The organism is Gillisia sp. Hel_I_86, from assembly GCF_007827275.1.
Classification (GTDB): Bacteria; Bacteroidota; Bacteroidia; order Flavobacteriales; family Flavobacteriaceae; genus Gillisia.
Genome location: NZ_VISE01000001.1, coordinates 2,666,052 through 2,678,400, shown reverse-complemented (window position 1 = coordinate 2,678,400; position 12,349 = coordinate 2,666,052). Strand labels below are relative to the sequence as shown.

Genomic DNA, 12,349 nt, shown 5'->3' with positions numbered 1-12,349 from the left:
GACCAGGTGCCACAAAATTTTGATTATATTATTATTGGAAGTGGCCTGGCAGGACTACAATTAGCATATAAGCTAAGCGAAGATCCTTTTTTTGGGAAATCACAAATTGCCATCATAGATCCCTCTTCCAAAGAAACCAACGATAAAACATGGTGTTTTTGGGAAAAGGGAACTGGAAAATGGGATGAAATAATTACAAAATCATGGGATCAAGCTAAATTTATTTCTACAGAAGCAAATATAGATTTGGAGCTCAATCCATATTCGTATAAAATGTTGAGAGCTATAGATTTCTATAATTTTGTTAGATCTGCATTAAAAGGCAAATCCAATTTTCATTTTATTTTAGATGAGGTTGGGGAAATAGATGAAATAAATTCTCTTGCATTCGGAAAGAAGGACAATTATGCTGCAACTCATTTTTTTGACAGCCGAATTGGCTCTGATTACTTAGAGAACTCAAAATCCACCAAAATTTTTCAGCATTTTAAAGGTCTGCGAATTACAACAACCAATCCTGTTTTTGATGAAGCGATTTTTACAATGATGGATTTCAGGTTAAAATTTCCGGAGAGCACCAGTTTTACCTACGTTTTGCCCTTAAGTGAACGGGAAGCATTAATAGAATACACTTTTTTCACCCCATTTCTTATCGAGGAACCTGTTTACGACACCTATTTGCAGACCTATATTAAAGACATTCTTAAAATAGAGGACCATGAAATTATTGAAACCGAAAAAGGAGTGATCCCCATGACCGATTATAATTTTCATGAAGCCAGTGGTCCAAAAGTGACAAAAATAGGCACTGCCGGATCTTGGGTCAAAGGTTCTACAGGCTATTCTTTTAAACATACCGAAAAGAAAACAGCCCAATTAGTGCAAAATATTAAATCTGGGAAAAATCCTAAAGATGGATTGTTAAACGCACGATCCAGATGGTACGATGCTATTTTTCTAGATGTATTACATAGAAACAATGAACTTGGAGAACAGGTTTTTACTAAATTTTACTCGAACAACACTCCCCAGGAAATATTTAAATACTTAGATGAAGAAACGAACATATTGGAAGAGCTAAAAATAATGTTCAGTATTTATCATCCAGAGTTTGTGCGTTCATTTTTTAGAAAGCTATTCCAATAAAAGTTTATCGATAGTTTTTCTAAGGCTTTCACTGTTCCAATCGGCTGCGCCAATCTTTTTAATGACAATGGCACCATTTTTATCAATTACATATGTTGTTGGAAGTGTTCTTCCATTTAAAGGATCTGGAGCCTTGCTTAAAGGCCTGTATGCAGGAATCGAATATTTTTTTCTGTTTAAAAAACCTCGAACGGTTTCATGGTCTTCAGAAGAAACAAATAAAAATTCCACTTTATCCTTGTAATCTCGATACAGCAATTCAAAACTCGGCATTTCAGCAATACAAGGAGGACACCATGTAGCCCAAAAATTTACAATAACAACCTTATTTTGTAGATCTTCAAACTCCAATCTATCCTTATTGTTTTTTTCCAAAACCCAATTATAATCTGCAAGCGATTCCCTTTCCTCTTCAGAAGTTACAGAAGGACCAAAAGCCAATAACTTATTTACAAAAATTTGAATGGGTCTACGGGTACTGGGAATGATCATCACAAGAATTATTACGGCAATAATAATATTGGACCATTGATTTTTAAAAAGCTTCATCTTAAAATTTTCTATTAACAATTGGTACTCACAACTTAGCAACAAAGTTACTATCTATTTATTAAGATTACTCAACTTTTTGTTCAATATAAACAATTCCTTTTTCAAAAAATCTATAGCTTCTTCCATTTTCTGGATCTTCCCTTTAGAGGTGATTTGATGGTGAGGAAGTATTACACTACTAATTTTGCCTCGTACCACCATAGCTTGATAAATATCGGATTTATTGATTTTTTTGGATTGCTCCTTTTCATCCTCATTATCACTTTCCAACAGAAGGTACTCATTGTTGTTATCCAAACGAATACGTTTAATTAAAATACCGCCTTCGGTTACCAAAAGGATCAAAGAACCATCCAATATATTATCTATTTTAGGTTGCGCTTGGCAAATAATCACATCTCCGTTAAGAAGGGTGGGAGACATACTCTGGCCAGTAACTTCAAATAATTTTTGCTCTATGGCAGGATTAAAACCAGGGATCCTGTACCAGTCGGATACTTCAAAACTATTTTCTTCATGAAAGTTTTTAACAAAACCTGCGTGCGCTTGTGCCCTAATTAGGGGAATGAACCCGTTTGATGGATCTATTCTTATCAAAAACGTATCCCCTTTTAAAATAAAATCAGTGGTCACCTCGTAGAGTTTACTTAAATTGATGATATGATCTACTGCGATCCCATTTTGGGAATTTTCGATCAAAGAATATGCAGCTTGGGAAATAAATAATTTTTCGGCCACAAGAGCTTGTGAAAAGCTGTTTTTCTTTCGAAGTGCCTTAATTCTATCTCCAATAGATGATCTCTTTGTCATGTTCAATTTTCTTTTTATGCTTGGTACATATGGAGTAGGGAATACCTTGGTAAAGGTCGACTATTAAAACTGAAAGAAATAAGTTATAACGAATAATAATAAAACAGTGTGTTGCCAGTTGGAGAATTGTTAATCTTATACTAAAGCATGTTGATGGTATTGACAGGTATTACATTAATTTATATTTTCATGTTGGATTTTAACGAGGTTAAAGTAGTTTTAAGTTTTTGCCTTTTAGTACAGCAATAAATTCTCATTTTAACACCTATTTTAATTTGTTTATATCTATCCAAAAATTACTGGGATTGTTTAATAAATAAAAGATTGGATATCCGCTAATATGCCTAAAAGGCATAATAAAACTTAAAATGTCACGTCGAGCGCAGTCGAGACGTCTTTGTTTAACCCTTCGACTCCGCTCAGGGAGACAAAACCTATTTTTAGGTGTTTAAACGGATAAGCATATAAAAGAAATGCTTTAGTTTTTAAAATGTTTAGTGAAATAAAACAACGAAAAATATTGATTGAGCGATTGTAGGGTGTTGCTCAATCAATTGGAAGAAACTCGGAAATCTTTTCCGAGTTTTTTATTTTTTTGAATATCAATATGATAATGAAATATAATTTCTTGGAATAATTTTAAATTTCCATTACTTAACATTGTTTGTCCGTAAAGTATCATAAATTGAATAATGACGTCATTCTGAACTTGTTTCAGAACCCCATTTCAATGTAAAATCAATGCAAGATTGAGACCCTGAAATAAATTCAGGGTGACAAAAGAACTTTTAGGACAAAAAACGAATATACAAACTTAACATCTGTTATTTTATAGATATGTTAATTACTTGTTAAAGCTTCACAATGCTTTTTTATACCTCAATAAATCCCTAAATTTATTTTTTTAATCGCACAGCGATTTTTAACTGATTTTGCAATCCCTACCTTCTAAAATCAGTTTATTTCAATAATCACTATTCGGAATTAAGCTTTAATACTTGCTGATATTAAGTCTGTTGTACAGAAATAATGTTTTTATAAGGAACTTTATGCGTTTCATTTAAATTGATGCGCATGGACAACCTAACGTCGACAATTGGTTGGTTGGTTAATAGTAGGGTATTAATTCTTCTAACTAAAAAACCCCGGAAAATGAATTTTCCGGGGTTTGCTTTTTAAAAAAAAAGTTTGTCCGTAAAGTATCCTAAACTGCAAAATGACGTCATTCTGAACTTGTTTCAGCATTTCATTTAAATGTAAATCAATGCAATACTGAGATCCTGAAATAAATTACCATTGATGGAGTCCTAAAATATATCAATTTCCTATGCTTTTATGTTTTTATCAAAGGTTTTAGGATGACCAACAATAAACAGGATCCTTGGCCACGAATGCACGAATTATTGCTTTTAACAATCCTGGAAAATTATTCGTGAATTCGTGGCAATATCCAGAGAACCAACAAAACGCCGAACAATGCTGAACTGGTCTCAAAATCTTGAAAACCTGGAAATAAATTTTCTTTAATAGAATTTTAAACACGTCAATTTCCTACGCTAGATAATTTTTTTTATCACAGGTCTCAGGGTGACGATGCGGAATTGTCGTCATGCTGAACTTGTTGCAGCATCCCATCAGCTTATATAAAAACATGTCAATTCCCTACGCTAGATAAATTTTTTATCACAGGTCTCAGGGTGACGAAAAAACTTTTAGGACAGAAAACGGATATACATAAAAAAATACAGAATTATATTACATCTTATGCATTGTTCTGGATCTTGATCAGGTTTAATGCAGAACCTTGCTTAAACCATTCTATTTGAGAATCGTTATACGTATGGTTTGCCTTAAATGTATCCTTACTACCATCTGCATGTACAACCTCTATCGTTAAAGGCTTATCTGGCGCAAATTCAGAAAGGTCCACTAGGTTGAAGGTATCATCTTCTTGAATAAGATCGTAATCCTTTTCATTTTCAAAAGTGATCCCCAACATTCCTTGCTTTTTAAGGTTGGTTTCGTGAATTCTAGCAAAAGATTTCACCAAGACCACCATTACACCAAGATGTCTTGGTTCCATCGCTGCATGCTCTCTAGAAGATCCTTCTCCATAGTTGTGATCTCCCACTACTATAGTTGAAATTCCGGCTGCTTTATATTTTCTGGCCACTGCGGGTACTCCGTCATACTCCCCAGTAATCTGGCTTTTTACAAAGTTTGTTTTTTTATTAAAAGCATTGATTGCCCCAATAAGCATATTATTGGAAATATTATCCAAATGCCCTCTATATCTTAACCATGGCCCCGCCATCGAGATATGGTCTGTAGTACATTTACCAAATGCCTTAATAAGCAATTTCACTCCCATAAGGTTTTTACCATCCCAAGGTTCGAAAGGCTCCAATAATTGTAAACGCTCGCTATCTTCCGCAACCTTGATCACTACTTCGCTTCCATCTTCAGAAGGCGCAATATATCCTGGGTCTTTTACATCAAATCCTTTTGGAGGAAGTTCTATTCCAGTTGGCTCATCCAATAGTACTTCTTCTCCATCTTCAGTCAATAATTTATCCCTGGTTGGATCAAAATCCAATCTTCCGGAAATTGCGATTGCAGCAACCATTTCTGGAGAACCTACAAAAGCATGTGTATTAGGGTTCCCATCGGCTCTTTTAGAAAAGTTTCGGTTAAAGGAGTGCACAATAGTATTTTTCTCATCTCCTTTTCTATCGCTTCTATCCCATTGCCCTATGCATGGACCACAAGCATTGGTGAAAATGGTGGCGTCCAAATCTTCAAAGATCTGAAGCAAGCCATCACGCTCTGCTGTAAAGCGGATAGTCTCTGATCCCGGATTAATTCCAAAATCTGATTTTGCTTTTATTTTCTTGTCTACGGCTTGCTTCGCAATAGAAGCTGCACGGGTTAGATCTTCATACGATGAATTTGTACAAGATCCTATAAGGCCCCAATCTACTTTTAAAGGCCAGTCGTTCTCTTTTGCTTTCACTCTCATTTCTGAAATAGGAGTCGCAAGGTCTGGAGTAAATGGTCCGTTTAAATGTGGCTTCAATTCAGATAAATCAATTTCGATCAATTCATCAAAATATTGTTCAGGGTTTGCATAGACTTCATCATCCCCTGTTAAATGTTCCCTAATTTCATTAGCTGCCGCGGCAACATCTGCCCTATTGGTAGCATTAAGATAACGCTCCATAGAATCGTCGTACCCAAAAGTAGAAGTTGTTGCACCTACCTCTGCCCCCATATTACAAATAGTCCCTTTTCCTGTACAAGACATAGATCGTGCACCATCACCAAAATATTCGATGATAGCACCAGTACCACCTTTAACCGTTAGAATTCCTGCCACTTTCAAAATAACATCTTTTGCAGAGGTCCATCCAGAAAGTTTGCCAGTTAACTTAACCCCGATCAATTTAGGGAATTTAAGCTCCCATGCCATTCCAGCCATTACATCTACAGCATCTGCACCACCAACTCCAATTGCAACCATTCCCAGTCCACCTGCATTTACGGTATGGGAATCTGTTCCAATCATCATCCCTCCAGGAAATGCATAATTTTCAAGCACAACCTGGTGTATAATTCCTGCTCCAGGTTTCCAAAACCCAATGCCATATTTATTGGATACAGATTCCAAAAATTCAAACACTTCATGACTCGATTTATTTGCTGAAACCAAATCCAAAGCTGCTCCCATTTTCGCCTGGATCAAGTGATCACAGTGTACGGTAGTGGGAACTGCAACATTCTTTTTTCCAGCCTGCATAAACTGAAGCAAAGCCATTTGGGCAGTTGCATCCTGACAAGCAATCCTATCTGGAGCAAAATCCACATAATCCTTCCCACGCTTAAACGCCTGCTTGGTTTTGCCCTCCCATAGATGAGAATAAAGTATTTTTTCTGAAAGTGTTAAAGGCTTTCCAACAACTTCTCGTGCTTGGTTTACACGATCTGCCATTTGGCTATATACCTTTTTGATCATATCTATATCGTATGCCATAGTTTGTTTGATTTTATGTTGTAAAAAACTCTTGCGAATTTACGAAATTCAACCGAATTTTAAAAATTAGAACCAAAATTGAACAATAATCAGGAATAGTTTAAACAAATGATCGATTTAAAATCTAAACTTAAATTTGAGATAAAATTGAATAGAAAATTTAAGAATATGATAATTTAATTACATTTGGAATACCAATTTTGAAGCATTATTATCTTTATTATATATGAACAAGGATAGAGCATTTTAATTTAGAGCCAGAGAAAATAAGTCTGATTGTCCCTTTTTGTATGAAATTAATAATCTCTAAGTAAAAAAGATTTCTCTACTATGAAAAGAAAAGACACGTTTGTCATTCTGAAAGAAGTGAAACAAATTGAAGAATCCCAACACAAAATAACCTCTAAATAGAGATCCCTCCTATCGTCGGGATGACAATAGAACCTATTTGTCACCCAGAAAAAAATAGTGAATTTAACAAGTTCAAAAAAATTCAGAATAAGGATTGGATAATCTGACCTTCAGTGATTCCTTCTGCTTCCGCTTTATAATTTCTTATAATTCTATGCCGAAGTATCCCAGAGGCTACCGCTTGAATATTTTCTATATCGGGAGAGAATTTTCCGTTTAAAATAGCATGTGCCTTTGCAGCGAGCACCAAATTCTGTGAAGCCCTGGGACCCGCTCCCCAGTCTACATAATTCTTTATTAGCTCTGGTGCAGCTTCCCCATTTGGCCGACTTTTGCCCACCATTCTAACCGCATATTCAATTACATTATCCGGCACGGGAACCCTTCTAACCAATTGCTGAATTTCAATAATTTCAGAAGCTGAAAATAAAGGATTTACAACTTGCTCTATATTGGAAGTCGTTGTTTTAACCACATCTACTTCTTCCTGAAAGGATGGGTAATCTAAATTAATAGCAAACATAAACCTATCCAATTGCGCTTCAGGCAAGGGGTACGTTCCCTCCTGCTCTATTGGGTTTTGTGTTGCCAGGACAAAATATGGCAAACTAAGCTTATAATGATGTCCCGCAACAGTCACAGAACATTCCTGCATGGCCTCTAGCAAAGCTGCTTGAGTCTTTGGCGGAGTCCTATTTATCTCATCGGCCAGAATAATATTCGAAAATATAGGGCCTTTTATAAATTTAAAATGCCTGTTCTCATCCAGGATCTCCGATCCCAAAATATCACTGGGCATAAGATCTGGGGTAAATTGGATCCTTTTAAAATCCAATCCCAAGGCTTTAGCGATGGTATTTACCATTAAAGTTTTGGCTAAGCCAGGAACCCCTATCAGCAACGCATGTCCTCCAGAAAAAATAGCTAAGAGGATCTGATCTATAACTTCCTCTTGACCAACAATTACCTTCGCTATTTCCTTCTTAAGTAGCCGATGCTTATCGACTAAATTTTCTACAGCGGTGACATCAGACATTTGTGTGTTTTATTTCTTTAACCAATCACTTTCGTAAGAACAGTCTCTATATTTACCATTGATTTTAATATAGGTGTCTGCGATCTTTTCCTTTTGCCATTTGGCAATAGCTTTTAATTGCTTATCCCTTAATGCCAATTCTTTGATCTTCAAATAATCCTGTACAAAATCTGCCTTATGCTCCTTATACCTTTTATTGACCGTAATAATCTTATAGAAAATCTTCCCAGTACGCTCTTGGTCCCTTAATACCAGAGAAACATCGCCTTCCTCCAAATTCACCACTTGTTCATAAACTTCCGGATCTATTTTTGTGAGTTCAAACCTAGTATCTCCATTGGTTGGGTTTATTAACTTCCCATTATTTGCAGCAGTTTGTTCTTCGTCTGAAAATTGTTTTGCAGCAGCTCCAAAGGTGATCTCCTTATTTAAAATTCTGGCTCTTAGGCTATCAATTTCAGCCTTTGCGCTTTGTACAGTTGCATTGGTAACGTCTGGGATCAATAATATATGTCTGATTTCTAAATTTTGACCAATCACTTTTTCAACTTTAATAATATGATATCCAAAGGATGAAGCAAATGGTTCACTAACCTCTCCTTCTTGCAAACTAAAAGCAGTGTCCTTAAAATCTTTATCCAGACCATCTTTTCGAGTGATCACCATTCTACCTCCATCGCTGCTGGAACCTGGATCTTGTGAATAAAGTACCGCCTTCGTTCCAAAGCTCGCTCCATTATCCACAATATCTTCCCTAAATTGATTAAGTCTATCTATTACCTTTTGTTTTTCACCCTGCGGCACTTCAGGTTTGATTACAATTTGTGCTATCTCTACCTCATCTCCAAAAAATGGTCTTTTATCTTCTGGAATCTTATCAAAATAGGAACGAATTTCTTCGGGAGTAATTTCCACTTTCTCAATAATGCTTTGTTGCATTCTTTTAGAAAGTTCCTGGTTCTTGTTCAGCTCGAATAATTCAGTTCTAAAAGCATCTTCTGAATCTCTTTTGTAAAAATTCAACACTTTTTGCATGGAACCAACTTGCCCAACCATTTGGGTGATCTGCTGATCTACATAATTTCGAACCTCCGCATCAGAAACAATAATACTGTCTTGGATTGCATGGTGTGCATATAATTTATTCTCTAGCAAGCTTCCTGCCAACTGGCAGTCTGTAATATCTTCAGTAGAAACCCCTTGGCTTTTAAGATCCTTGTACATAAGGTCTATATCGCTATCCAAGATCACATACGCCCCAACGACCGCTGCAATTCCATCAACTTTATATCGCTGAAATCCTGCCGGCTCCTCCTTAACTTCTGCTACCTCTATTTTAGGCTGAATTGCGGTACTATCTGTCACAATCACTTCTTGTGCCTTGGCATTGCCATGGAACCCTACCAATAGCGCCCCTATAGCTAAACTTTTAATTATATATTTCAAATTGTTTGTTTTCAATTGCATCTCTAGTTATATCTTTTTCTAATTCTTTTACCAAATTGGCCTTTCGCTTATTAAGCAGGATCTGTTTTATTGTGGAAGTCGCATATTCCAAGGGTGCCTGATCGTTCCTTAACAAGACATCGTTTACATACACCAAATATACCTCTAATGAATCTTCAAGCTGAAGAAAATTCGACTTTTTTAAAAGTTGGGACTTATTACCATCGTTTAAGGGAACAATCCTATTGTAAACAGATTTTGTGCCCACCCAAACCGAATCTTTAAAGGAGTAGGATTTAAACTGAAGGGAAATTTTATCAAGATCAGATTTATCCTCTTCGTTAAACCTAATGAACTTCTTTTTTATATCATCAAAATCCAAATTGTTGTTCAGATTGATGAACCTTAATTTTACAAGATCTTCATTCAGCCTAAAGTTTTCGAGGTGTTCCTTATAATATTCTTCAATTTCATTCTGATTAAAGGTAGTGTCCAATCCCTTTGCAACCATAGCATCTGCATAGGCTTTACTATAAAGTTCGTTTTTATAGTTGCTCACCAATTCATCAAATTCCTTTTGCTGTTCGCTGCTTAAATTAAATTTAGCCTTATCTATCAATAATTGCTGGGTTGCCCATCTATTTATAAAGTTGTTTACCATCAATGTGCTATCTTCTTTGGAAACCCCTTCCCCAACCAATGCTTGAACATCTTCTAAATACAAATAATTCTCATTTACCCGCGCAACAACTTCTCGTTCTTCTGCCGTTTGAAAATAATTACAACTTTGTACTAGGAGCAAGCAACCAAGGGATAAAATAAATTTCGAGATATGATTCTCCATTGTAGGCAGATAACTTTAATAATAAACAATATTTCCACGTAAACCAGAATCTGATTATTATAAAAATACAAGCGCAAAAATACTAATTCCTTAAGCTTACACAAGCTATAAACTCTAAACGATTCAAATTTCAAGAAATTATAGTCAAAAAATTTAATTTTCTGAAGTATCTTGATACCAACTAAAATGATACCAAGATGAAATATTCAAAAGAAATTATCATCGATCTACCCAGGGAAGAAGTAATTGCCAAAATGGAAGACCCCAATAATTTTAAGCACTGGCAAAAGGGTTTTATTTCATATAAACACCTAAGTGGAGAACCTGGCCACGAGCAAGCGCGATCCAAGTTAAAGTATAAAATGGGGAAACGGGAAATGGAAATGATAGAAACTATCGAAAAAAACAATCTCCCAAAAAAACTTTTTGTAAGCTATGATGCCAAAAGAGTCTTTAACAGGCAGAAGAATTATTTTGAAGAAGTTGAAAACAATTCGACCAAATGGATCTCAGACAATGAATTTGAATTTTCGGGCTTTATGAAAATAATCGCATTTTTGATGCCCGCTTCTTTCATGAACCAAACCTATAAATACATGAAAGACTTTAAAACTTTTGCTGAAAATGGTACAAGCGTATTAAACGAACAACCCTAATGGAGAGACAAATTAAACTTATCTGGGACTTTAGGGGTCCCCAAGCATTTTCTATTGCCAAACATCACGAGATTCACCTAAAAGATTTTATCAAAGCTGAAAAAATAACAGATCGGGACCTTACAGGTTTTGAAGGATTAAGCGATTTACATGCCATTGCTTTTTGGGTAGTGCCAGAATCCGAGATCAAAAAATATAGGGATGTATTAAAGCCAAATAGAGCAACAGTCTACGAAAAGTGATCTTTTTATGTATCTCTTAATATTTGACATAAAAGTTAACTTGTCACCCTGAGACCCGTGATAAAAAAATTATCTAGCGTAGGAAATTGACGTGTTTAAAATTCTATTAGAGAAAATTTATTTCCAGGTTTTTAAGATGTTGAGACCAGTTTAGCATCGTTAGGCGTTTTGTTGGTTCTCTGGATATTGCCGCGAATTCACGAATAATTTTCCAGGATTTTTAAAACCAATAATTCGTGCATTCGTGGCCAAGGACCCTGTTTATTGTTAGCCATCCTAAAAGCGTTGATAAAAATATATAGCATAGGAAATTGATGTATTTTACGAATCCGTCAATGGTAATTTATTTCAGGGTCTTAATTTATTTTGTTGATTTACAGTGTTATGAGATTCTGAAACAATTCCGATAGTTATCGGAACAGAATAACGCCCATTATCAATTTAGGTTACTGTATGGACAATCAATCTTTTTATGATAAATCTTGTAATTATTTAACTGTCTCCATTATATTTGGAAAAATAAAAAATCATGAAAAACACATTACTGGCATTAGCCCTTTTTATTACAAGTTTAAGTGTTCAATCTCAAACAAAAGTAGGAACAATAGATGCTGAATTTATAATGTCTCAAATGCCTGAAATTGCAGCTGTTGAGGAAGGCTTAAAAACCTATAACACCAAACTTCAGGAAGATCTACAAACAACTATTACAAAATATGAAGATTTGGTGGCCAGCTACCAAACCAATAGCACCACATTTACCGAAGAGGAAAAAAAGAGCAAAGAATCTGAAATTATTTCAATTGAAAATGATATCAAAAACTTCAGGCAAAAGGCTTCCGTCCTTATGCAAGTAAGACGTAACGAATTAACACAACCCCTTTACGTGAAAATTGACGAAGCGATGAAAATGATTATCGCTACAGAAAAGTACACCCAAATCTTCAATACAAGTGTGAATGGATTGGCCTATTCAGACGAAAAGTATGATATCACGGATGCCGTGATGAAAAAGTTAGGTATAGAATTACCAAAAGAGTAAGTTCAATTAAATGTAAAAAAAATGCTGCTTCAAAATTATTGAAGCAGCATTTTTGTTGTATTAATCAAATGTCATCCCGACGCTGGGAGGGATCTCTAGTTAAATTGATGCTGTTTTATTGAGATTCTTCAGTC

General features: G+C 35.3%; 10 protein-coding genes. 4 read left to right on the top strand and 6 right to left on the bottom strand.

Features of this window, described 5'->3' with window-relative positions:
• The first annotated feature begins 6 nt into the window (after positions 1–6).
• A complete protein-coding gene (locus JM83_RS12065) occupies positions 7–1,146 on the top strand; it encodes a lycopene cyclase family protein (protein WP_144962411.1) in 1,140 nt (379 codons plus the stop codon).
• Here the strand turns inward: JM83_RS12065 and JM83_RS12060 are convergent.
• The 6 genes from JM83_RS12060 to JM83_RS12035 form a co-directional block, all read right to left on the bottom strand.
• On the bottom strand, positions 1,135–1,695 hold the full coding sequence (locus JM83_RS12060) for a TlpA family protein disulfide reductase (protein ID WP_144962410.1): 561 nt from the start codon (positions 1,693–1,695) through the stop codon (positions 1,135–1,137). The two genes, JM83_RS12065 and JM83_RS12060, sit on opposite strands and share 12 nt — an antisense overlap.
• A 54-nt stretch (positions 1,696–1,749) precedes the next feature.
• Positions 1,750–2,508 (bottom strand): XRE family transcriptional regulator, encoded by a 759-nt coding sequence (locus JM83_RS12055; RefSeq protein ID WP_144962409.1) that lies wholly within the window; start codon positions 2,506–2,508, stop codon positions 1,750–1,752.
• A gap of 1,762 nt (positions 2,509–4,270) precedes the next feature.
• On the bottom strand, positions 4,271–6,538 hold the full coding sequence (locus tag JM83_RS12050; protein WP_144962408.1) for an aconitate hydratase: 2,268 nt from the start codon (positions 6,536–6,538) through the stop codon (positions 4,271–4,273).
• A 493-nt stretch (positions 6,539–7,031) separates the two neighbouring features.
• Positions 7,032–7,985, bottom strand: coding sequence for an AAA family ATPase (locus tag JM83_RS12045; protein WP_144962407.1), 954 nt, complete (start codon positions 7,983–7,985; stop codon positions 7,032–7,034).
• Between the two features lie 9 nt (positions 7,986–7,994).
• Positions 7,995–9,452: a peptidylprolyl isomerase gene (locus JM83_RS12040; protein WP_144962406.1), complete on the bottom strand. Its 1,458-nt coding sequence runs from the start codon at positions 9,450–9,452 to the stop codon at positions 7,995–7,997.
• Positions 9,415–10,275 (bottom strand): peptidyl-prolyl cis-trans isomerase, encoded by an 861-nt coding sequence (locus JM83_RS12035; RefSeq protein ID WP_144962405.1) that lies wholly within the window; start codon positions 10,273–10,275, stop codon positions 9,415–9,417. The genes JM83_RS12040 and JM83_RS12035 overlap by 38 nt, the downstream gene beginning before the upstream one ends.
• Before the next feature lie 197 nt (positions 10,276–10,472).
• On the opposite strand from JM83_RS12035, the gene JM83_RS12030 reads away from it, so the two are divergent.
• The 3 genes from JM83_RS12030 to JM83_RS12020 all read left to right on the top strand — a co-directional run bounded on the left by JM83_RS12030 (position 10,473) and on the right by JM83_RS12020 (position 12,215).
• Entirely contained in the window at positions 10,473–10,931 is a 459-nt protein-coding gene (locus JM83_RS12030) for an SRPBCC family protein (protein ID WP_144962404.1), read from the top strand.
• The gene (locus JM83_RS12025) at positions 10,931–11,173 is read left to right on the top strand and encodes a hypothetical protein (protein ID WP_144962403.1); all 243 of its coding nucleotides are present in this window, start codon (positions 10,931–10,933) and stop codon (positions 11,171–11,173) included. Before JM83_RS12030 ends, JM83_RS12025 begins: the two co-directional genes overlap by 1 nt.
• Positions 11,174–11,702: 529 nt before the next feature.
• Complete coding sequence (locus tag JM83_RS12020) at positions 11,703–12,215, top strand: OmpH family outer membrane protein (protein WP_144962402.1); 513 nt, start codon at positions 11,703–11,705, stop codon at positions 12,213–12,215.
• Positions 12,216–12,349 lie beyond the last annotated feature (134 nt).

What these genes read in the sequence shown, in the direction of transcription:
- JM83_RS12060 (WP_144962410.1), bottom strand. Translation starts at nt 1,695, where the DNA reads ATGAAGCTTTTTAAAAATCAATGGTCCAATATTATTATTGCCGTAATA.
- JM83_RS12055 (WP_144962409.1), bottom strand. Translation starts at nt 2,508, where the DNA reads ATGACAAAGAGATCATCTATTGGAGATAGAATTAAGGCACTTCGAAAG.
- JM83_RS12050 (WP_144962408.1), bottom strand. Translation starts at nt 6,538, where the DNA reads ATGGCATACGATATAGATATGATCAAAAAGGTATATAGCCAAATGGCA.
- JM83_RS12045 (WP_144962407.1), bottom strand. Translation starts at nt 7,985, where the DNA reads ATGTCTGATGTCACCGCTGTAGAAAATTTAGTCGATAAGCATCGGCTA.
- JM83_RS12040 (WP_144962406.1), bottom strand. Translation starts at nt 9,452, where the DNA reads ATGCAATTGAAAACAAACAATTTGAAATATATAATTAAAAGTTTAGCT.
- JM83_RS12035 (WP_144962405.1), bottom strand. Translation starts at nt 10,275, where the DNA reads ATGGAGAATCATATCTCGAAATTTATTTTATCCCTTGGTTGCTTGCTC.
- JM83_RS12030 (WP_144962404.1), top strand. Translation starts at nt 10,473, where the DNA reads ATGAAATATTCAAAAGAAATTATCATCGATCTACCCAGGGAAGAAGTA.
- JM83_RS12025 (WP_144962403.1), top strand. Translation starts at nt 10,931, where the DNA reads ATGGAGAGACAAATTAAACTTATCTGGGACTTTAGGGGTCCCCAAGCA.
- JM83_RS12020 (WP_144962402.1), top strand. Translation starts at nt 11,703, where the DNA reads ATGAAAAACACATTACTGGCATTAGCCCTTTTTATTACAAGTTTAAGT.